This is a genomic window from Staphylococcus sp. GDH8C109P (genome assembly GCF_017893405.1).
Lineage (GTDB): Bacteria > Bacillota > Bacilli > Staphylococcales > Staphylococcaceae > Staphylococcus > Staphylococcus cohnii.
Map to the genome: position 1 here is coordinate 83,434 of NZ_JAESMX010000009.1, position 23,203 is coordinate 106,636.

General features: G+C 32.0%; 23 protein-coding genes and 1 riboswitch. Of the genes, 11 read left to right on the forward strand and 12 right to left on the reverse strand.

The genetic code is table 11. The features are described 5' to 3' along the window. Positions 1-211 precede the first annotated feature (211 nt). Together KA867_RS02310 and KA867_RS02315 are read right to left on the reverse strand one after the other, a co-directional pair. Positions 212-1,171: an LCP family glycopolymer transferase gene (locus KA867_RS02310; RefSeq protein ID WP_348634787.1), complete on the reverse strand. Its 960-nt coding sequence runs from the start codon at positions 1,169-1,171 to the stop codon at positions 212-214. A 122-nt stretch (positions 1,172-1,293) separates the two neighbouring features. Beyond that, positions 1,294-2,085, reverse strand: a complete 792-nt coding sequence (locus KA867_RS02315) for an inositol monophosphatase family protein (protein WP_210136944.1) — start codon at positions 2,083-2,085, stop codon at positions 1,294-1,296. 527 nt (positions 2,086-2,612) lie between these two features. Here KA867_RS02315 and KA867_RS02320 point away from each other — a divergent pair. Beyond that, positions 2,613-3,305, forward strand: coding sequence for a helix-turn-helix transcriptional regulator (locus KA867_RS02320; RefSeq protein ID WP_210136945.1), 693 nt, complete (start codon positions 2,613-2,615; stop codon positions 3,303-3,305). A gap of 32 nt (positions 3,306-3,337) precedes the next feature. On the opposite strand, the gene KA867_RS02325 is transcribed toward KA867_RS02320, so the two are convergent. Next, positions 3,338-4,069 carry a CPBP family intramembrane glutamic endopeptidase gene (locus tag KA867_RS02325; protein WP_210136946.1) on the reverse strand — a complete coding sequence of 244 codons (732 nt, stop codon included), beginning with the start codon at positions 4,067-4,069 and terminating at the stop codon, positions 3,338-3,340. 114 nt (positions 4,070-4,183) lie between these two features. On the opposite strand from KA867_RS02325, the gene KA867_RS02330 reads away from it, so the two are divergent. From KA867_RS02330 to KA867_RS02350, 5 genes are all read left to right on the forward strand, one after another. Continuing rightward, positions 4,184-4,513, forward strand: a complete 330-nt coding sequence (locus KA867_RS02330) for a hypothetical protein (RefSeq protein ID WP_210136947.1) — start codon at positions 4,184-4,186, stop codon at positions 4,511-4,513. 96 nt (positions 4,514-4,609) lie between these two features. Further along, positions 4,610-5,665: a MupG family TIM beta-alpha barrel fold protein gene (locus tag KA867_RS02335; protein ID WP_210136948.1), complete on the forward strand. Its 1,056-nt coding sequence runs from the start codon at positions 4,610-4,612 to the stop codon at positions 5,663-5,665. Then, positions 5,665-6,552 carry an N-acetylmuramic acid 6-phosphate etherase gene (murQ, locus tag KA867_RS02340; RefSeq protein WP_210136949.1) on the forward strand — a complete coding sequence of 296 codons (888 nt, stop codon included), beginning with the start codon at positions 5,665-5,667 and terminating at the stop codon, positions 6,550-6,552. Before KA867_RS02335 ends, murQ begins: the two co-directional genes overlap by 1 nt. Positions 6,553-6,595: 43 nt before the next feature. After that, on the forward strand, positions 6,596-8,035 hold the full coding sequence (locus KA867_RS02345; RefSeq protein WP_210136950.1) for a PTS transporter subunit EIIC: 1,440 nt from the start codon (positions 6,596-6,598) through the stop codon (positions 8,033-8,035). A gap of 3 nt (positions 8,036-8,038) precedes the next feature. Then, positions 8,039-8,914 (forward strand): MurR/RpiR family transcriptional regulator, encoded by an 876-nt coding sequence (locus KA867_RS02350; protein WP_210136951.1) that lies wholly within the window; start codon positions 8,039-8,041, stop codon positions 8,912-8,914. Between the two features lie 126 nt (positions 8,915-9,040). Here KA867_RS02350 and KA867_RS02355 read toward each other — a convergent pair whose 3' ends face one another. Further along, positions 9,041-10,480, reverse strand: a complete 1,440-nt coding sequence (locus KA867_RS02355; protein ID WP_210136952.1) for an alkaline phosphatase — start codon at positions 10,478-10,480, stop codon at positions 9,041-9,043. A gap of 223 nt (positions 10,481-10,703) precedes the next feature. Next, a complete protein-coding gene (locus KA867_RS02360; protein WP_210136953.1) occupies positions 10,704-12,092 on the reverse strand; it encodes an amino acid permease in 1,389 nt (462 codons plus the stop codon). Positions 12,093-12,401: 309 nt separating this feature from the next. Here KA867_RS02360 and KA867_RS02365 point away from each other — a divergent pair, with 309 nt between their 5' ends. From KA867_RS02365 to KA867_RS02375, 3 genes are all read left to right on the forward strand, one after another. Beyond that, positions 12,402-13,232, forward strand: a complete 831-nt coding sequence (locus KA867_RS02365) for a formate/nitrite transporter family protein (RefSeq protein ID WP_210136954.1) — start codon at positions 12,402-12,404, stop codon at positions 13,230-13,232. 111 nt (positions 13,233-13,343) lie between these two features. Then, positions 13,344-13,703, forward strand: coding sequence for a hypothetical protein (locus KA867_RS02370; protein WP_210136955.1), 360 nt, complete (start codon positions 13,344-13,346; stop codon positions 13,701-13,703). Next, a complete protein-coding gene (locus KA867_RS02375) occupies positions 13,700-13,885 on the forward strand; it encodes a hypothetical protein (protein WP_019468344.1) in 186 nt (61 codons plus the stop codon). Before KA867_RS02370 ends, KA867_RS02375 begins: the two co-directional genes overlap by 4 nt. Before the next feature lie 73 nt (positions 13,886-13,958). On the opposite strand, the gene KA867_RS02380 is transcribed toward KA867_RS02375, so the two are convergent. From KA867_RS02380 to KA867_RS02390, 3 genes are all read right to left on the reverse strand, one after another. Then, complete coding sequence (locus tag KA867_RS02380) at positions 13,959-14,150, reverse strand: hypothetical protein (protein ID WP_210136956.1); 192 nt, start codon at positions 14,148-14,150, stop codon at positions 13,959-13,961. Between the two features lie 3 nt (positions 14,151-14,153). After that, positions 14,154-14,798: an HAD family hydrolase gene (locus KA867_RS02385; RefSeq protein ID WP_210136957.1), complete on the reverse strand. Its 645-nt coding sequence runs from the start codon at positions 14,796-14,798 to the stop codon at positions 14,154-14,156. Between the two features lie 179 nt (positions 14,799-14,977). Next, on the reverse strand, positions 14,978-15,892 hold the full coding sequence (locus KA867_RS02390; RefSeq protein ID WP_210136958.1) for a bile acid:sodium symporter family protein: 915 nt from the start codon (positions 15,890-15,892) through the stop codon (positions 14,978-14,980). Between the two features lie 256 nt (positions 15,893-16,148). Between KA867_RS02390 and KA867_RS02395 the strand changes: the two genes are divergently transcribed. Next, entirely contained in the window at positions 16,149-16,679 is a 531-nt protein-coding gene (locus KA867_RS02395; protein WP_210136959.1) for a hypothetical protein, read from the forward strand. 831 nt (positions 16,680-17,510) lie between these two features. On the opposite strand, the gene KA867_RS02400 is transcribed toward KA867_RS02395, so the two are convergent. Continuing rightward, positions 17,511-19,109 carry an alpha-glucoside-specific PTS transporter subunit IIBC gene (locus KA867_RS02400; RefSeq protein WP_210136960.1) on the reverse strand — a complete coding sequence of 533 codons (1,599 nt, stop codon included), beginning with the start codon at positions 19,107-19,109 and terminating at the stop codon, positions 17,511-17,513. 210 nt (positions 19,110-19,319) lie between these two features. On the opposite strand from KA867_RS02400, the gene KA867_RS02405 reads away from it, so the two are divergent. Further along, positions 19,320-20,066, forward strand: coding sequence for a MurR/RpiR family transcriptional regulator (locus KA867_RS02405; RefSeq protein WP_210136961.1), 747 nt, complete (start codon positions 19,320-19,322; stop codon positions 20,064-20,066). 119 nt (positions 20,067-20,185) lie between these two features. On the opposite strand, the gene KA867_RS02410 is transcribed toward KA867_RS02405, so the two are convergent. The 3 genes from KA867_RS02410 to KA867_RS02420 form a co-directional block, all read right to left on the reverse strand. Beyond that, a complete protein-coding gene (locus KA867_RS02410) occupies positions 20,186-20,692 on the reverse strand; it encodes an SRPBCC family protein (RefSeq protein ID WP_210136962.1) in 507 nt (168 codons plus the stop codon). Between the two features lie 259 nt (positions 20,693-20,951). Further along, entirely contained in the window at positions 20,952-22,247 is a 1,296-nt protein-coding gene (locus KA867_RS02415) for a Na+/H+ antiporter NhaC family protein (RefSeq protein ID WP_210136963.1), read from the reverse strand. 113 nt (positions 22,248-22,360) lie between these two features. Continuing rightward, positions 22,361-22,461, reverse strand: a riboswitch (SAM riboswitch). Between the two features lie 86 nt (positions 22,462-22,547). Beyond that, positions 22,548-23,159: a flavin reductase family protein gene (locus tag KA867_RS02420; RefSeq protein ID WP_210136964.1), complete on the reverse strand. Its 612-nt coding sequence runs from the start codon at positions 23,157-23,159 to the stop codon at positions 22,548-22,550. Positions 23,160-23,203 lie beyond the last annotated feature (44 nt).

A 23,203-nucleotide genomic window follows, 5' to 3' on the forward strand; every position in this document is an offset into this window, starting at 1 on the left:
AACATTCCATCCTAAAAGCCCCACACTTTTTGGTAATGTTATTTATATTGTATATGTAAATCAATAAAATGTTAAGGCTTTCCACTATTTTACGCCTACTTAATACAAATATTATTTTATAGCGCTAAATATTTTCGCTGAGTATTGATTATTTTAATGACAAAATAAAAATACACGCAACCAATGTAATTGATTGCGTGTATTTATTAAATTAAATACCTAAATTATCTTTGATGTCGCTTTCTATTTCAGATAGCGAGCTTTGGCTAGGTATAAAGTAATAAAGCCCATCATCTTGTATCCCGCCTTGACCTTCTAATTGATGACGGTGCACGTTATCGTTTGCATCTTTATAATTACCTCTAACTTTGTTTAATTCTCCTAAAGTCAAGTCTGTTTTCACATTATCTTCAACATGATTCATCAACGAATTAAAATGTGTGACTGAACTGATACTGGTTAATTTGTTGGCTAGACCTTGTATCACTAATTGCTGACGCTCTTGTCTGCCAAAGTCACCACCAGCGCCTTCTTCTTTACGACTTCTTATAAATGCCATTGCTTCTTTGCCGTCCATATGAGACTTTTGTCCTTCATTAAATTGGAATCCATCATATGAGAACGTAGCGTTACTAGTAACATCAATACCTCCTACAGTATCTATCATATCTTTCATGCCGTCCATATCTATCGTTGCATAGTGATCTATTGGCACATTCAATAGTTTTTCTACTGACTTCACAGCCATGTCAGGCCCACCATAGGCATACGCATGATTAATTTTTTCAGTTGTACCTTTACCTACAATATCCGCTTGAGTGTCTCTAGGTATACTCACAATTTCAGTGGATTTCTTCTCAGGATTGATAGATAACACCATAATCGTATCACTACGTTGTCCTCCACCAGCGGCATCCCTTTTAGCATCTGAATCTACGCCAAATAAAGCAATCGTAAAAGGATCTCCATTATTAAGATTAGCTTTTTCTTCTCTCAAAGATGATTTATCTCTATCTAATGGGTTATGTATTGCCCCACCAACAGAAAATATTTTAAACCCTAAATAAACAACGGCTAAAATTGCTAAGATTAGCAATATACCCAAGAACCACAAAAATACTTTCGTGGGTAACCCCATTTTCTTTTTATTATATTTGTTAGAACGATTCACCTTTTTCATTCTCCATTCTATATTCTATTTTCTATTTCAATTAATTATAAATTATATAGTAAACTTATTTAATGAACATGGTGCTTAAGACCTATTGTTAAATAATTAATAATTTTAAATAATTATTTTTGATATCCAGATCCTGAATTTAGAATCGTCAACATTTCTTTATGGCAAGCTTTGTTACTAATAATAAAAGGTCCTGCTTTCGCAAAATCTAAAGTTGTATTATTCAATGTCGTCATTTTTAATCCCAATTCTTCAGCGAATAAAAATTGTGCAGCAATATCCCATGGTTTGGGATTAGTATTTACATGCGCACCAAATTGCCCTAAAATCACACGCACAGAATCTAAACCACATGAACCAATGAAACGATATCCAAAAGAAGCATCATTGAGTTCATGAATCGTCTCATCATTCATCACCAATGTATTAAATGAAATAATTGCATCTTTTAATTGAATAGCTTCAGGCTGTTGCAATAAATTATCATTCATATATGCGCCTTGCCCCTTGATTGCTTTATAAAGTTTGCCGTGTGGGTAATCATAAATATATGATAATGTAGGTTCCCCATCGACAAAGTAGCCTAAAATAATACAATAATCTTCTTGTTGTTTAACTAAATTTGTAGTACCATCAATCGGATCCATGACCCATACATGCCCTTTTTTTGCTAAGATGTCATCATTCGATTTTTCTTCAGCAAAGAGTTGGTGGCTTGGAAAATGTTGCTGTAAAAATTGTTCGAAATTTTGTTGAATAGATTTATCTACATTGGTCACTAAATCAAATCGATTTTGTTTCGTTGAAGTAACCATTTCTTTGATTAGCTGTGGAATAATATCATCTAATGTTGTTAACCAATCTCTTACTAAATTATCAATGTTTAATAACGCTTCTTTATTCATTTGAGACCCCCTCTTTAAACGAATCAATAAATTTTTCATTTTAATTATTTAATATGTATAATTTGTTTTATTTTATCATATAAATATAATTACAGTAACAAACCTTTACCATTAATTATTGTTCAATATAGACTCAATACCATAAATAAAGCAATGGGACTGAAATCGAATTTATTTAAAATCATTTCATTGCAATCAATCCTGACAAAGATGAAACATAATAAAACGATAAGAGGCTGAGACAATTAATTTGCCCCAGCCTCTAAATAGAAAGGAAAGTAAGTAATAAATATTGAAGATGTTTGCTTAGTAACTCGTACGAAAAAGATATTAACAAAACTATATGTAATAGCCTACCCCTTTGTTATCTTTTCGCTACCCCCTTGTTACTAATTATTATACTAACATAAACAATCAGAAAATGTAAGCGTTTTCTATAACTTTTTTTAAAACTTTATAAATGTCGTCATTGTCACTTTTATGCTATAATGAATGTAATATGTAATCATTTGGGAGGTGACTTTCTAATGAATAAACGCGAAAGGCAAAATAAATTGGTACAAGCAATACAACAAAATAAGCAAATTAGCGCTTCAGAACTTGCAATAGACTTAGATGTATCGAAACGTACAATTTTAAGAGATATTCAAGATTTAGAAGATCAAGGGGTAAAAATTCTAGCAAAACATGGTAAATTAGGCGGTTATCAACTTCAAGAAACACCTAATAGTTATGAGCTCGAATTAACTGACAATCAACTTACCGCTTTATTCTTAGTATTGAATGAAAGTCAATCATATACAACACTTCCATATAAAGAAGAGATAAACGCAATTATAAAAAAATGTTTGAATTTACCTTATACGAAAATGAGACGTGCGCTTAAAAAGCTCGACAGGTATATAAAATTCAATCAACAAACACATGTTGACTTGCCACCCATCTTTTCAGAGGTTTTAATCTATTGCACTGAACGAAATGTAATGGCAATGGAGTATAATAAAGATAACGACATTATTACTGAAAATGTCATTTTTATCGGATTATTATGTACAGACGGATTATGGAAAGCAATTATTTTTGAAATTGGTCTCGGTAAAACAAATGAAATACCTATTGTTGATATCCATGATATTTCATATTCTTTTGAGAAAAAAATTAAAACACAAGATATTACTATCAATAACTATCAACAATTTTCAAATCCCACTGAGTCCTAAAAACTCAATGGGATTTTTTTCAGCCGTTCATATTATGTATATAACGTAATAAGCGTAAAAATAAATGAAATTAAATTATTGAGCATGTGTATACTTACACTTGCTATTAATTTACATCCTGACTTGATATATGCATATACCATAGCGATTGCTAAAATTATATAACTCCCTATTTCAAATGGAGATTCTGCCCCCATCACATGCATTAATGAAAATAGAATAGCTGAAATAATCCCCATAACAATAATATTAAATTTCTTCCCTAGTTCACCTATCAGTAAATGTCTAAAAAATATTTCCTCCACTAGTGGCGCTCCAATTACAATCAATAAAAATGTAAATGGTAAAAATGAAGGTTGATCAAACAAATTCATTAGTTCCAGCTCATTTTGAGTTTCATTAAAACCAATGTCATCAGGTAACATTTGCATAGTCATATTATAAATTGCACTACAAACCATCATTATAATCGTCACGATAATCAGAAATATATAATGTTGCTTTATAAATGCTGTATTTTTCTTCAAATGCATTTTAAAGTCTTTAATATGTAAAAAATAAAAACTAAGCACAGTGACTACATATGAGAGTAGTTGTATAATCACACTTAACTTTATCACTATTTTTTCTGTTAAATGATCTACATAAACAAAACTAAATAAGATACCAACCAATGTAAAAACAATCATACTTACAATTAAAATCGCAATCAGAGAAAAGTCTTTCCACACAATATCTTTAAAACGATATTTTGTTCTTTCCACTTTCAACAGCTCCCTTTAAAATTATTTTAAATTTTATATTGTATATCCTACCATTCTTAACAATTTCAGAAAATCACATTCATCTTTTAAATTTTATATGAAAGGATGCATTTTATGTATAACTTAGAATATCATCAACTCGCGCAACGCATTCATAAACTACTCAATTTAATTGAAACATATAAATTTGCCATCGTTACTCAAAATAAAAAGAAACAACAATATAAACAAGATATCCAACATTTTATTGAGAGCGAGCTTATTCTATTCTCAGACATATCCTTACAACGCTTTTCTTTGCCTCATTATAATTATTACCAATTTCTTTTAATACATGACCAGAACCCTATTGAAGAACTCACTATCGGCAATACAATTAAGTATCTTGATACCTTACAAAATCAATTATTAGAAATACACAAGTTATTACAAACATTTTTGTAATAATATTTCAAAATGATATTTTTTTAAAATTAAAATTGTAATACTTTTTCATGTATTGTAAAATGAAATCGATTACAGCAATATAGGAGTGATAACATGCATGGCTTTTCTATTTATTTAGGACAACCCATTGATAAATCGTATATTAAACGGATGATTGCTTTGGGATATACTACTATTTTCACATCTGTTCAAATTCCAGAGGAAGATGAAGCATCTAAATATCGCTATTTGGGAGAACTTTTAGATTATTTATCAGACAAACATCTTACCTATATGATTGATATCAATCCTTCATTGCTGAATCATTCTTTTTATGAATTCCTGCAATCATATCATCATGCTCAATTTATGATTCGTATTGATCACAGTACTTCTATAGAAATAATTAATGACATCATTCAACACGGTTTTGACTGTTGCTTAAATGCAAGCATACTTTCCGAATCATTACTTCAACAACTATATGAAAAACTCGAAGACTTTACACATTTATGTTACTGCCATAATTATTATCCACGACCAGATACAGGTTTAACAACTAAATTTGTACATCGTCAAAACTCACTAATTTTAAAGTATAATCCAAACGCAACAATTTTCGGTTTTATCACAGGTACAACCAAACGTGGACCTTTATTCAAAGGTTTAACAACTATAGAATCATCAAGAACACAACACCCTATTGAAAGTGCACAGCTACTATTAGATCATCAGACAACACAAATTTTGATTGGTGATTCTAAACTTAATACGCCACTAGACGAACAATTAATGAATGTATTGTCCCATAGAACATTCACATTCACAGTTGATTTATTTGATATTCAAGCCACTACGATATTACAGCAAACGCACACTGTACGCCCAGACAACCCACAAGATGTAATTCGATCACAAGAATCTAGACACTATTGTACAAGTGAAATGAATGCTTTTAATACGACAAATCGAGACAAGGGTACAGTGACAATTGATAATAAACTGAACGGACGCTATCAAGGAGAATTACAACTCTTGAAAGCTGACTTACCAGCGCATCCTCATGTTAATGTTATAGGTAAAATTTGCGAGTCTGAGCGTAGATTGATCCATTGTATGAAGCCAAATGATACATTTAAATTTATTATTAAACAAGGGAGTAGAAATTAATGAGTGATTTAACTACTGAATCCAGAAATAAAGCTACAATGCATTTAGATGAAATGTCTATTACAGAAATTCTTAAAACAATGAATGATGAAGACCAAAAGGTTCCTCAACAAATTAGAAAAATTATACCAGAATTGGCTAAAGTCATAGAAATCACGACAAAACAATTTAGGGCTGGTGGTCGAATAATTTATATGGGTGCGGGAACGAGTGGAAGATTAGGTGTACTTGATGCTGCCGAATGTGTCCCTACCTTCAATACGTCCCCAGATGAAGTCATTGGACTAATTGCAGGCGGTCAAAGAGCAATGACAGTTGCTGTTGAAGGTGCTGAAGATAGCACTTCTTTGGCAGAAGAAGATTTACATCATATTCACCTTAATGAAAAAGACGTTGTGATTGGTATTGCTGCAAGTGGTAATACACCTTATGTTATCGGAGGATTAAAATATGCAAATAGCATTGGTGCACATACCGTTTCAATTGCATGCAATACAAATACTAAAATAAGTAAAATAGCTACAAAAGCAATTGAAGTTAATGTAGGCCCTGAAGTTTTAACAGGTTCCACAAGATTAAAATCAGGAACAGCACAAAAATTGATACTTAATATGATTTCAACAATCACAATGGTTGGTGCCGGTAAAGTATATGATAATCTCATGGTCGATGTAAAAGCTACAAACCAAAAATTAATTGACCGTTCTATACGCATCGTACAAGATATCTGTGACACATCATATCAACAATCTGAGAAGCTATATAATGCCGCAGATCATAACCTTAAAGTTGCTATCGTTATGCATATGTGTGATACATCAAAAGCAGACGCAAAACAACGTTTAGACAATAATAATCATATCGTTAAGCAAGCAATCAGAGATTAAACCAAATACTTAAAATAATTTATGTATATAGGAGGGTTTTACGATGTCTAAAGAACAAAAACTTGCAGAAAACATTGTAAATGCAGTTGGCGGTTTAGAGAACATGGAAAATGTTATCAATTGCATGACGCGCGTTAGAATTAAAGTGCACGATGAAAACAAAGTTGACTATGATAAATTAAAATCTATTGACGGCGTTATGGGTGTGGTCAAAGACGACCGTGTACAAGTTGTCGTTGGGCCTGGCACAGTTAATAAAGTAGCTGACCATATATCTGAAATGAGTGGTGTGCGTTTAGGTGAAACCATTCCACAACATAATAAAAATTATAAAGCTGAAACTGAAGCAAGAGCTAAAGAAAACAAGGCGGCTTTTCAAAGCAAACAAAAACGCGGTAAGTTCAATAAACTATTAAAAACAATCGCAAATATATTTATCCCATTGATTCCAGCATTTATTGGTGCAGGTTTAATTGGTGGTATTGGGGCTGTTTTAAGCAATTTACTTGCGGCGGAGGTCATATCAGGCGCTTGGATTACGCAACTTGTCACTGTTTTTAATGTAATTAAAGATGGTATGTTAGCTTATTTAGCAATCTTCACGGGTATCAACGCTGCAAAAGAATTTGGTGCAACACCAGGTTTAGGTGGTGTTATTGGTGGGACAACATTATTAACAGGTTTAACAGAAGAAAATATGATTACTAATATTTTCACAGGTGAACCTTTACAAGCAGGACAAGGTGGCATTATAGGTGTTATCTTTGCAGTTTGGTTATTAAGTCTCGTAGAAAAGAGATTACATAAAATTGTACCAAATGCCATAGATATCATCGTGACACCTACAATTACTTTGTTCGTTATCGGCTTATCAACAATCTTTATCATTATGCCATTAGCTGGCTTTGTTTCTGACGGTTTAGTATCCGTAGTCAATGGGGTTATTGATATCGGTGGCGTCTTTAGCGGCTTTATCATTGGTGCTTTCTTCCTACCATTAGTTATGTTAGGATTACATCATATATTTACGCCTATTCATATTGAGATGATTAATCAATCTGGTGCTACTTACTTATTACCTATTGCTGCCATGGCAGGTGCAGGACAAGTTGGCGCCGCATTAGCACTTTGGGTAAGATGTAAGAAAAATACTACTTTGAGAAATGCAATTAAAGGTGCACTTCCTGTTGGTTTCCTCGGAATTGGTGAACCTTTAATTTATGGGGTTACATTACCTCTTGGTAGACCATTCTTCACAGCATGTATTGGTGGCGGTATTGGTGGCGCAGTAGTTGGTGGTATCGGACACATTGGTGCCAATGCTATTGGACCAAGTGGTATTTCATTGTTACCTTTGATTTCAGATCATATGTACTTAGGATATATTGCAGGATTAATCGCTGCTTACATCGGTGGTTTCCTCTTCACCTTCTTTTTAGGTACAACAAAATCAATGAGAGAATCTGATAACTTAGGTGGTTAAACTATGACCAACGTACTTTATAAAATTGATAACATATATGAAACTTTTACAAAAAGTGAAAAGAAAATTGCTGATTTTATTTTAAATGAACCGCATCGTATTATTAATATGTCTGTCCAAGATCTTTCTAATGAAATTAATACAAGTACTGCTTCAATTGTTCGTTTTAGCAAAAAAATTACAGAAAAAGGCTTTCAAGAACTTAAAATTACAATTTCACGTTATTTGCCTGAAGATGCAATTAACAATAATCATATGGAATTAATTGATAATGAATCAGTCGATATTATCAAATCTAAAATGTTAGCTAGAGCAACTGATACAATGAGTTGTGTTGCGTCACAAATTGAGCAACATCATATCGATGACATCTGCGACACATTGAAACATGCGCGCACTATATTTTTATTTGGTTATGGCGCATCACTCGTCATTGTCACGGATTTATATCAAAAATTGTCTCGCATAGGTTTAAATGTACGTTTAATACAAGAAACACATTTATTAATGACTACCATGGCTACGCATGATGAAAAAGATTGTATTTTTTTCGTTACCAACCAAGGTAGTCATAGTGAAATGCAATCTATGGCTAAAGTTGCTACCGACTATAATATACCTATCATTACGATCTCAAGCTCGAATAATAACCCTGTAGCTAAAATTTCTGATTATACTTTAATTTATGGTCAAACAGATGAGAATGAACTACGCATGGCCGCAACAACATCTTTGTTTGCGCAACTTTTTACTGTAGATATTCTGTATTATCGATTTATTGCTTTAAATTATCAACGCTCATTGGATTCAATCACACAGTCAAAAATGGCACTTGATAATTATCGTAAACATTTATCAAAAATTCAATTTAAGCACTAAAACAATGCTAACATTACTTTTTAAATAACATAATAAACAAGAACGACATAGAAATCCTTTATAAAAATGCGATTTCTATGTCGTTCTCTTTTAATCTGGCGTTGACATTATTTGTTTATTACATCTTTACTTTACATCATTTTGGAAAAAGTCGAAAATATTTTTGGCATTATCAGTATTATCAATATTTCCTTTAAATTTATCACTACCAGGACCATATGCATAAGTATTTACATCTTCTCCTGTATGGCCATTTGTAGTCCAACCAGTATGAGATTTGTCGTTAATCGGTTTTTGTACAGCATCTTGAACTTTTTGTAATTGATTCTCATATGCTTTTTCGTCTTTTTTAAGATCTTTAAGTTTTTTAGCTTCGTCTTTTATTTTATCAATTTGGTCTTGTGAAACTTCAAAACCATAGCCATCTTTAATCACTTTCTCCACATTTTTACCCTTGCTGATTTCTTCAGTCATATATTTACCTGAATGTTTCATTTTGTGAATAGCATCTGGATTCCAAACATAATCTTTACCTTTCGCTATAGACATACCACCTGTAGAATGATCTGCAGTAGCTACCACAAGTGTATCTGGATTCTCTTTTGCGTAATTCATAGCATATTCAAATGATTTTTCAAATCCAGACATTTCAGACATTACCCCTGTTACATCATTTGGATGTCCAGATTTATCAATAGAAGCACCTTCTACCATTAAAAAGAACCCTTTGTCATTTTGTTTCAATTTATTTACAGCACTATCTGTCATATCCACTAATTTCGGATTTTTATCTGGAGCGTCTATCTGTAATGGCATATCATTATCTGCAAATAATCCTAATATTTGCTTACTTTTAGAGTTTTGTAGTTCATTTTTATTAGTAACTACATCGTAACCATCTTTTTTAAATTTATTTTTTAAGTTGCCGTTATCTTTACCGAAATACTCAGCGCCCCCGCCTAATAGTACATCTACTTTATGTTTGCCATTAATTTTGTCATTGTAAAATTGTTTAGCAATTTCATCCTTTTTATCACGATCATCTACATGTGATGCGTATGCAGCAGGTGTAGCATCTGTGATTTCAGCAGTAGATACTAGACCAGTTGATTTACCATTTTCTTTAGCTTGTTCTAAAATCGTTTTAACATTATTTTTATTAGCATCGACACCAATAGCACCATTATATGTTTTTTGTCCTGAACTAAATGCGGTTGCACCGGCTGCAGAATCAGTAACATTCTCTTTTGGATCATTTGGATTTGTACGCTGACTACCTATTAGATATTTATCAAAAGCAGTTTGATCCATTTCTTTAGTATCTGGATTATCTGCAAAATAGCGATAAGCAGCATTATACGAAGGTCCCATACCATCGCCAACTAAAAAGATAACGTTTTTAGGGTTTTTTGTATTGCCCATGTAAGCTACATCAGAATTTTGATTTGAATCTTTAGTTTCATCTTTTTTCCCTGCTGCATAAATCCCTTGTCCACTCCCCAATGATGAACCGGCAATAATTGTACCTGCAATTGTAGCAGTAGCTAGTTTATTAATTATTTTCATATAATAACTCCTTTGGATATGTATTATGACCTCAACTTTATTCTAAAGCACGAGTTTTGAGTGAGTATTTTTATATTGTTAATTTTTTGTAAAACATCAGTGTAATGGTACTTTTGATATTATCGATAACAAAATAAGCCATAAATGATACAAGTAAATGTATCATTTATGACTTATTTAAGGTAAATTGTAAAACCTACTGTTTTACGTTTTGCTTTATTATTTAAATTTGCTGATCATCACTTAATTTATGATAGCCTTTCAGGTAATAGAACAATGTCATACAACCTAAGAATACGATACCAATAACAACTGAAACAACTGTTTCTTTATTAAATAACATGCCTATTAACACCATGATAAAGAACGCCATTGTAATATAGTTTGTTATTGCACCACCTGGCATTTTGAACGGATGATTTTTGATTTCTTCACTGTGATTTTTTCTGAATCTTAAATGACTAATTAATATCATAAACCATGGTACCATACCTGGTAAAATTGAGGCACTATATACATAAACAAAAATGCTGTCCGCGCCTTTTATGAATAAAGGCAAGATAACGTTCAATAATGCGCCAATTAAAATACCAATTGCTATTGCAGATACTGTCCAAATAGGAACACCATTTTTCATAACTTTACTGAAAAACTTAGGTAACATTCCTTTTTGAGATAAATTCAACGTCATTCGACTAGCACTGAATATACCAGAATTACATCCAGACATCGCTGCCGTTAAAACTACAAAGTTAATGAGTCCTGCTGCAAATGTAATTCCTACTTTTGCAAATGTTGCAACGAATGGACTACCGATATTTCCTAATTCATCCCAAGGATAAACAGTTACAATAACGAAGATAGCTCCGATATAGAATATTAATATACGCCATATTACACCATTAACCGCACTTTTAATATTTTTTTGTGGGTCTTTCGTTTCACCAGCAGTTATACCAATCAATTCAACACCTTGATAAGAACCAATTACAATAGAAAGTGCAAAGAAGAATCCTATCCAACCATTAGGCATAAAGCCACCATGTGACCATAAATTAGAGAGTCCAATAGCTTCTCCTCCATTACCAAGGCCAAAGAATATCAAACCGAATCCTGCGATAATCATTAAAATAATTGTTACTACTTTGATCATTGCAAACCAAAATTCAAATTCACCAAATGCTTTAACTGATACTAAATTAGCACCTGCCAACAATAATACTACAATAATACCTGGTATCCACTGTGGTAAATCAGGGAACCAATAATTCATATATTCTCCAACGGCGATAACTTCACTCATACCTACAACAACCCATTGGAAAATATTGCTCCATGCTGTCAGATAACCAGCAACTGGATTTATGTAATCACTTGCAAAGTTTGCAAATGAACCTGAGGTTGGATGTAAATATACCATTTCCCCCATAGCTCTCATTACTAAAAATAAAAACAGACCTGCTATTAAATATGCAAATATTACTGAAGGTCCTGTCCACTTGATTGTACTTGTCGCCCCCATAAAGAGTCCGACACCAATTGTTCCACCAAGTGCTATCATCCGCATTTGACGTGCACCTAGTCCCCTTTGTAATTCATTATTCTCATTCATCATTCAAACCCCATCTCATTCAAATATAAGTGATAATAATTCACTTATTATGACGCTATTATACTATAAATTCTAAAAATTAAAACAATTATTTTTTATTTATGTAAGCCCTTACATATGTTTTTATTTTAGATTACTTTGTGAGAAAACGCAATGTAAATTTTATTTTTGATATTATAGCGAACAATTAAATATTCTCATTAGTTAATGAATCAGCACTATTTAATTATGATTATTTTGTGAATTATTTCACAAAAATACTGTGACATAGTATAATATTTTTAATTAATAGAAAGTGAGGATAAAATTTTGAACGAAAAAAATATCAAATGGGATAAAGTTTTTTATGGCAAAGCTTGGGTCCATCATGTCGTAGAGACAATTCGAGCCAAAGATATATTGCAAAGTTTTTATTTAAAGCGTTATCTGTTACGTGCTATTATGGCTGGATTTATCTTAGGCGTGATAACAGTTTTTGTCTTACTCATTAAAGGTTCACTAGCATCTGATGTTCCAACGGGTGTTACAAATTTAGTCGGTGCGATTGCATTCAGTTTTGCTTTAGTATTAATACTTTTTACAAATTCTGAATTATTAACAAGTAATTTCATGTATTTTACAGTCGGGCTTTATTATCGTGTCATTTCGCCATTCCGTGTTTTTAAAATTTTTGCACTTTGTTTTATCGGCAATGCTCTAGGTGGATTAATATTCTTTTTATTGATACGTTCTTCAGATATAATGACACCTGAAATGATGCAACAATTAGAAGCTACAATCGACCATAAAACACTAACTGCAGGTTTTGTCGCCATTCTAATAAAAGGTATTTTTGCTAATTTCTTTATAAACATCTCTCTTGTCATAGCTATGCAAATAGACGATGTTTTGGCAAAGATGTTCGTCATGATGTTTGGTGTATCAATTTTCGCATTTATGGGTTATGAGCACGTGGTTTATAATACTGTTTTATTCGCAGGCGGTATCGTATATCAAAGTGATGTCCTTTCAGTCATACCTGCTTTAATCAATTTGCTTGGTGCAGGTATTGGCAATTATATCGGTGGTGGTTTAGTAATAGGTTTGTTCTATGCTTATTTAAATGATCATAAGCAATATAAAAACAGCAAAATTCATTAACTACAGCTTGAGTTATTGTAATTAAAAGTCGAAGTCTAGTATTTATGAAGTTATAGTTCCTAATTTTATATGATATAATGCTCAATAGATTTTATTATAAAGGAGTTCAATATGAATAAACATCTATTGAAACGAACAATCACAGTTTCAATTATATTTGGCATATTATTTTTCCTGATCAATTATTTTAGTGACAGTGATGTTTCTGCCGGAAATTTAGTGCTAAAAAGTTTACTTACGATTGTTGTATTCGGGATACTATATTACTTAATTTTTACTATTGTAAATTCACCAGAACGAAAATATAAATTCGGTATTACTTTACCTATTTCACTACTCATTGCAATCATTATCAGTGCTATGTTTTCTGCTCTGAAAATCGGTATTATAACTGGCCTGATTATTGGTATAATAGCTGGTTATCTATGGGAATTTATAGATAAACATAAAAACGGTGGTGATAAATCGTGAGCATTTTCATTGGTATTGTTGTTATTATTTTATTAAGCGTAAGTTTAATCCCTAATTTAAAAGCTGTTAAAAAATCTAAAGCTACTGGAGAAAAAAATCCACGTTTTGCAATTATGGTAGGTATTGATTCTATTTTACTCGTGTTAGTTATTGTGACACTAATACTTCAATTTTTAAAATAGGCTATTATTTTCATTTTATATAATAAAAACCCCTTATCGACACTTTTTTAATGTCAAAATAAGGGGTTTTAAATTAAAATTGATTTTGTAAAACAAGAAAATATAAAGCTAACGCTCCTAATAAGTAAACAAGGCTTCCAACCATGAATGAGCGAAATTGTATCTTTAATGGAACTTTTTTATTAAAGATTGGGCCTAAAACTAAATTTCCTATTGCTAAAACAATTGGACCACCTAAAAAAAAGAGAATTAAATATCCATTCATACACTAGCCTCTACTTTTTTCAAAATATTTTTCAATGATAGCTGTACCTGATAAATCTTTACCTGCATAGGCTATGTTACTAAAATCTTGTTTTTCCGTCATATCATTCGTGTTTACAATCACATCTAAACCAGCATTTACCGCTGCAGTTGCCCCATTGACTGAGTCTTCTATGGCTAAACAATTAACTGGGTTAAAATTTAATCTTTGAACTGCTGTTAAATATAGTTCAGGACTTGGCTTTATTTCTTCTACATCTTCTCTTCCAACAACAACATCGATATACGTATCTAACCCCAATTGATCGAATGTGGGCTGAATATCTTTTCTAAAACTGCTAGTCGCAATAGCCATTGGTATATGGCGCACTTTACAATAATCCATAAGTTGTTTCATATGCGTAACAATCGGTAAATGTATACTTGTTTCATTATGCTCTTGATAAATTGCTTCCTTGCGTTCTTGTCCAAGTTGAACCTCCAGATACTGGTGTAAATCTGAAGCTAACCCCCCGATGGATTGTCGATAAAAATCTAAACTAACTTCCTCCAAACCATAATGATTTAGATGTTTATTTATTATTTCAAACAAGTGTTTTTCTGTATCAATAATTGTCCCATCAAAATCAAATATCACTGCGCGATACATACATTACCCTCCTCTAAAATAAACAAGATAAAATCAAATTATTGTCAGTGTATCATACTTTCCGCCTCTCTAGACTGTCATCGCCTCAGATAAAATAAACTAAGATAAAAACACAAAATATTAATGTTTTCATCTTAGTTATGAATTCCTAATTAATTTCAACCTAAAATCAGATATATTTACCTTTTGTTCCAGTATTTTGCAAGTATTGGTCCTGTAATATTATGTATTAAGCTAAATACCGCCCCTGGCACTGCTGATAATGGATTAAAATGTACTGTGGCTAAAGAAACTGCTAATCCAGAGTTTTGCATACCTACTTCTATCGATACTGCTTTTTTATCCGGTCGATCTAATTTTAAAATTTTAGCAAATGTATAACCCAATACATATCCAATCAAATTATGAAGAATGACAACCGCAAAAATAAGTAAACCAGTGGCCAAAATTTGTGCTTTACTACTTCCAACTACAGACGCAAGTATTAATGAAATAGCTACAACAGAAACAATTGGCAATGCAGTGGCAGTCTTATCAGCAAATTTCTTAAATACTTTTTGAAGTACAAAACCAATGATTATTGGTATTAAAATTACTTGAACTACTGACCAAAACATACTAATAAATGAAACTTGTAACCATTCATGCGCAAATAAATATATTAACGCTGGTGTTAAAAATGGAGCTAGTAATGTTGAAACACTAGTAATAGCTACTGACAAAGCAACATTTGCATTTGCTAAATAACTCATAACATTACTGGATGTACCACCCGGACAACATCCAACTAAAATCACACCAATAGCAATTTCTGGAGGTAACTGAAACAGTTTGACAATTAAAAATGCACTTAAAGGCATAATTGTATACTGTAATATCACACCGACAATTACTGATCTAGGTGCTTGAAATATAATTTTAAAATCTTTAGGATCTATGGTTAATCCCATACCTAGCATAACAATCCCTAGTAAATAAGGTACCCAACTACTTAAAGTAGCAAGTTGCACTGGAAATATAAAACCAATGATAGCTGCAATAAGCATCCATACTAAAAACGTATTCGTTGCAAACTTACTTACTTTTGATAACATCTAAACACTTCCCTCTCTGTATTAATAAAGAAGAATGTATCATACTTTAAGCCTTGAAACAACAGAATTTTCTAAATATTATGAATTTAAAATTTGCAACTTTTAAAAAATTTTATACTTCGTTCTAAAGACCTAGTGTCTTCTTTTAAAAAGAGTGGTACAATTTAATAGAATTTAAAACATGTACAATTTTAAGTGCAGTAGAATATTATTTTTAATATACGTATGTCACTTTATATAGATATGGAGGTATAATATGTTTTTAGATAAAACTGAAACGTTTGTATTAAACATCAGTGGTTTAAATAAACGTCATATCCGCAAAAATTTGTTAAAACTTTTGAAACAAGTACACTTTTGTGAATCATTCAAGTTTACTATTTTCAAAAAAAATCATTTATATGCTTTAGAAGTGAATTTACCCAAACAACAACTACCTTATTTAATTAGTTTTCTCAGTTTCCACAATTATTTAATCTATCAAATTTTAGAAAATAATCATGCACATGAACTATTAGACTTAGATCATTTACTATTATCATCCAAACGTTTCGAAATCGCTGTTGACGGCCTTCACGATGCTTTTATTAAAGATAAAGTTATCGATATTATGAATTTACTCAATCACACTGAAACTATTGTTTATACCTTCAATCGAAATACCATCAACGTTTCTTGTTCACCTACAGCATTCTCTAAATTAATTCACGCAATCGCGACACACAACATTGATATTTATAGTGCGACCTATCAACCACGTTTAATGCATAAAACTAGAATTTCTTAAAGTACACGCATGCACAATATCACTAATATAAACAACAAACTAGATCTATTTCTTTTCCACCGAAAATAAATAAACATGAGTCTAAAGTATCAACATCTAAGACTCAAACATAAACGTCAATTTTTATTGTAATTATATAGAAATTGACTTTTTTGTGTTCTGTTATGTACTTACATTATGAGTGAGCGGTCACATGCTCTTGATATGTAAACTTTGTTTATTGAGCAGTATGCACGATCAAAATCGCATATTATTCTCATATCAAAAGGTCCAATTCTTTATTTCTTAAGATTTAAGGCTAATTCATGTTATTAATTTTATAAAATAAGAATACCACTAATTTATTAGGATTAATGAATTATTTCAAATGAGCCTTTACTTTTGTATTTTGATAAATATTCCAAACGATTTTGCATCGTGCTGACGCCCGGGGAAATGATATGAGTGAGAGACTACAGGCTCGAACCATATCCCCAGGCAAGCATGCACGATCAAAATCGTAAGTTTTTTATATAAAACGGAGACATCCATAATGTGTATTCATTTTTAGTTTTATCTTTTGGTTAATTAAATTCATGATTTTCTATTAGTAGTATGAGTTAAATAATACGAAACTTTTTTCTATTGTATTAAAACACATCACTTATAGCGATTTTGCATCGTGCTGACGCCCAGGGAAATGATATGAGCGAGAGACTACAGGCTCGAGCCATATCCCCAGGCAAGCATGCACAATCAAAATCGCAAGTAATTCATATAAAAAGGACCAATCCATTTTTTTCATATGGATTAGTCCTTTTTTTGAGCATAGTTTGATATGCAACCTTTATATTAATTATTTTTTTCTTCAAATACTAAATTTTCAAATGCTTCTCTTACTTGAGGTACAGACATCCCTACTACGACTTGCACATTTTTCCCACTTTTTACTAAACCATGTGCCATCTGTCTATGAGTAAAGTAACCACTATCTTCAACTTTATTGACGTCATTCACTGTCAATCTTAGACGCGTCGTACAATTTGTAACATCTTTAATATTTTCTTTTCCACCCAGACCTTCTAAATAATATATTGCTTTATCTTCAAACTCATTTGTTGAACCAGTTTTTTTAGTACCTTCTGCTTTACCATCCTTGTTTTTATAATCATCTTTACTATATAATTTCATATCCTTGTCGTCTTTTTTACGTCCAGGAAGAGGAATATCAAATTTAACAATTAAAAACTTGAATAAAAAGAAATAAATTGCTGTAAAACCTAAACCAATTACAATTTGAATCACATAAGTTAACCAATGATTCTGTGCCAAAGGTATCCAATTCGTAGCAAAGAAATCTAATAACCCTCCGCCAAAGTTACCTACTAAGCCAAAACCATACATTAACGTATCCATTGTTGCTGCTAAGATTGCATGTAAAACGAATAAATAAGGTGCTATAAATAAAAATGTGAACTCTAATGGTTCAGTGATGCCAACAACAATCGCTGTCAATGTTGCTGGAATTAACAATGCTGCAATTTTCTTTCTATTTTTTTTTGGCGTCGTTGCATACATTGCGAGAGCAATACCAATTGAGCCGAAGACTTTCCCATTACCTTGTAACATAAAACCATACGGGAACAATTCTTTTAATGGCTCTTTACTTTTAGCAAATTCATTTACATGTTCAAACCATTCAGCTTTCAACCCATGATTCACAACAACAGGACCTACTTCTATTGGCGCATAAATAAAATGATGTAATCCAGTTGGTATCAATACTCTTTCTAAGAAATGATACAACCAAACACCTATATAACCAGACCCAATAATAAAACCTTGCAATGAAGAAATACCGTTTTGTACCGTTGGCCATACGATACAAGTAATTAAAGCAATCGGTAACATGACAAAAAATGAAATCGTCACTACAAATGTCAAACCTTGAAATACACCAAGCATTTCAGGTAATTTTTTGCTATAAAATCGATTATGTATCCATGTCACAATGCTTGAAATAATAATACCGCCTAGAATATTAGTGTCTAATGTTTCTATACCAGCAATCGCTTTTAACCCCGTTACATTTTCCACACCTTTTTCCAAATTTGCTCCGAATGTGTGTGGCCATTGCGTTAATATGGCATTGATAAAAGTATTAAACATTAAATATCCCATTAATGCTGCTAATGCTGCATGTCCAGGTGCTTTTTTAGCCAAGGATAAAGGTAGTCCAACAACAAACACCACTTCCATGTGATTAAATATTGTCCAACCACCAGACTCTATCACTGACCATATTTTGAACCAATTCGTACCTTCTTCTGCAATACTACCCATTATTGAAGGATTTTTAAATAGCGTCGCTAAACCGAGTACAATACCAAAAAATGCAAACATCAATACAGGTACAATCATTGCACTCCCAAATCTCTTTATTGCGTTCATATAAATTTCCCCTTTCTTTCTAAATTTCTGAAATTATACATTTATAATTATAAAGTGCTTATCAATTCGAATGATTAATATCAATTTATCTTCGATTTTATAGTAAACGCTTACATACAAACAATAGTTTGACGCTATTACGAACAATTTTGTACAATAAGATTATATTTTCAAAACATGAAAATTTTTTCAAAATTAGAGGTGAGAGCATTGCTTTTAGATGAACGTATTAACAATAATTTTAATAAATTAAATGAAAACGACCTACAAATCGCTCATTTTATAAACACACATATATCAGATTGTAAAACAATGAAAATACAAGACCTAGCGACTTATACACATGCATCAAATGCAAGTATCCATCGTTTCACTCGTAAGTTGGGGTTTGATGGCTATAGTGATTTTAAATCATATTTAAAATTTGAATCTGAACAAGTTCATCAATTACCTTCTGACTCTATGAACGCTTTTAAGCAAGAAATTGAAAATACCTTCACTTATTTAGAGCGTATTGATTACGACCTAGTGACAGACAAAATATATCAAGCTGAAACGGTATACTTATATGGCACAGGTGTAGCACAAATGAACGTTGCGCAAGAAGCTCAAAGAATTTTATTAACCATACATAAAAATATTATTGTGCTACACGATGTACATGAATTTAAAATGGTATTAAATAAAGCTTCTGATAATGATTTATTTTTTATTATTTCTTTATCCGGAGAAACAGATCACTTATCTGACATAACGAATTTACTGCAACTGCGTCAAAAGTATTTTATTTCTATTACTACGCTCCAAGATAACACATTAGCTCAAAAAGCAAATTATAATATTTACGTTTCAAGTAATACTTTTTATTTAACAAATGGCATCGATTATTCCAGTTTTATCAGTTATCATATATTTTTTGAAACGGTACTGCGTAAGTTTAATGAGCGCAAACAATAGGGTCAATTTACACATAATAATTAATCTATAAAAGAAAAGAAGGCTGGACAAATTAATTGTCTCAGCCTCTTAGTTTTACTACCTTTTTTATTGAGTTCGGTTGAATTAATATAATGATTTTATTGTTCCTCTTCATATGCTTCTAGCGTTGTTTGAAGCTTATCAAATAACATTTCAAAACCATGCGCAGTGGAATCATGATATTCCTTTTTCTTTTGCTTATATTCTAACGATGTCAGTCTACGTTCTCTAGGCACATAAGCTGTGTAACTAAAAATCATTTGGGTAATACCTGGCTCTCTTTCAAACATCTCAACTTCGATGGTATCTTCAGAGTCACTTAATTCAGGCATACCTATAGTCATAACAATATATTCATTTGGGTTCAATGTAACATATGAACCCTTTACTATATTCTCTTTTCCTTTACGTACATCAATAATTTTATAGCCACCGTTTTGTACAGCATCTATTTCTATTGATTTATTCGTTCGTTCAGTTGTCATAAACCATTGTTTAAGAAATCGTTGCTCGGTCCAAGCTTGATATACTAATTCAGGTTCAACTTTAAAAAGTCGTTCCAATTGAATTTCTACATTTTCATTTTCCACATTGTATCTAGCCATGATTGTTCACCTACTTTCACTCTTATTACTATTCTAACTCATTATACTAGACTTCTAAACAATAATACTATGAAATCCAACTTCCCTTTATTTTCACTATAAAAGTGACAGCCTATTTATTCTATCGTTATTAGTCAGTAAACGTCAAAATTTTACCCTTTTTTATTTAAAATGCTCAATTTTAAATATCGCATCATTTCTTAAAAACAGGGCAGTCAGTCTATATTCAAATGGTATAAACCAATGCCCTTTCTTATAATCAATTTTTTTTATTTAATCTTGGTAATCTAAAGAAGATTGCAATTAGTCCACAAACACCTAGAATGATAGGATAAATAGAATATGGCATTAACGAAATTGGTGAAATAGATGCCACACCTGCTGCTGCTATAACTTGCGGACTATAAGGTAATAAGCCTTGAAAACAACTTGCAAACATATCTAAAATACTTGCAGATTTTCTTGGATCAATATCGTATTCGTCCGCTATTTCTTTAGCCAAGGGCCCTGCCATTAAAATCGAAATTGTATTATTGGCAGTTGAAATATCAGCTGCACTTACAAGTCCTGCTATGCCTAATTCTGCACCACGTTTTGATTTAACCCTATTGCGTACAAAATTCAATAACCAAGTTATACCACCATTATGTTGTATCAATGCTACAAGTCCGCCAATTAATAGTGCAATAATTGCAATATCTTCCATGCCAACAATTCCTTTTGAAATCGAACTAAGCAAGCCTGACCAACTAAATGACCCATCAACTAAGCCAATAATAGCAGATAATACAGTGCCACCAATCAATACGATAATTACATTGATGCCTGCAAGCGCTAAAATCAGTACCAATAAGTATGGAATAACTTTAATAAAATTGTAATCATATGATTTTGTTGTATCTATCTGAGCACCATGAGTTAAAAACCATAGCGCTATAACAGTAAATATCGCGCCCGGTAATACAATTTTTATGTTCACTTTAAACTTATCACTCATTTTAGTCTTTTGAGTACGTACTGCAGCAATTGTCGTATCAGAAATCATTGATAAATTATCACCAAACATTGCGCCACCTACTACAGTAGCCATTGTAATCGCTGCAGAGACATCCGTCGTCTGACTTAAACCAAAGCCAACCGGTGCTATTGCTGCAACTGTACCTACTGAAGTACCCATTGAAAGTGATACAAACATACAAATGATAAATAATCCGACGATAATTAGGTTCTCAGGTATGAAAGATAGTCCTAAATTAACCGTTGACTTGACTCCACCCATATCTTCAGTGGTTTGAGAAAATGCACCCGCAAGTAGAAATATTAACATCATCAAAATAATATTTGAATGTCCTGCACCTTTTGTAAACACATCTACTTTTTTATAAAATGTTTCTTTTCTATTCATCAATAAGCCCGCGATAGATGCAATAACGATTGCAACATTAAGTGGCATTATTGAAAAGTCACCAGTAATAACGCCCACACCTAAAAATATACCAACAAATATAATAAGCGGTACAAGCGCCCATGCATTACCTTTTTTATTTTCCGCCATACAAAACCTACTTTCTTTATCATTACTTTAATAATCAATCATTTAATATATTTACCATAAAAAATAAAAAACTCTTTTCTTGTAGAAGAAAAGAGTAAATCATTACATCTTTAATCTTATCTTCTAGCATAAATTATGCTACTGGAATTGGCACACGCATCACCATGTTGCCGAAGTTTCAAAGGGCCAGTCCCTCCACTTCTCTAGATAAGCTATTTTATTTATTTTATAACAGTACACTATTCATGCAACTTCGTCAATTATATATTTGTAATATGAAATGATACCTAAACTCAAATATTATTCTGTTGGCCTAACAATTGTAAATGTATCACCAATTGATGCATAATCATTTCCGGCTAACCGGCAAACGGCTTCTAGTGCTTGCGCATTTATCTTACTGTCCTCAAAATACACATCTTCATTAATATGAAACATTAATACCTCACCAATAATTAGATCTGATCCCTCTTCAGCATCTCCTAATGGAATCATCTGCTCTAATTTACATTCCATACGTATTTTCGCTTGCTCAATGCCAGGTACAGATATAAGTTCCGAATCGACAAGGGTTAATTCTGTGCGATCTAATTCATTTTCTCTACGCTCCAATGGTGCAGCTGTGCGATTAATTTGTTCTACATTTGTTTCATCAGTAATATGCACTACAAAAGTTTCAGTCTCTTCAATATTAAGCGAAGTGTCTTTACGCTTGCCTTTTGAACGTCCTGTAGAAATCATAATCATCGGTGGTGCACTATTTACTACGTTAAAGAAACTGAACGGTGCCGCATTTAACTTGCCATTTTTATCTTGAGACGTAACAAATGCTATCGGTCTAGGTATGATACTGCCACTCAATAATTTATAGTTTTGCCTTTTAGACAATTGACTTGCTTTAAAATGTTTCACTGAAATTCACTTTCCTTTCATAAATAAAAAGTGGCTATGTCAAA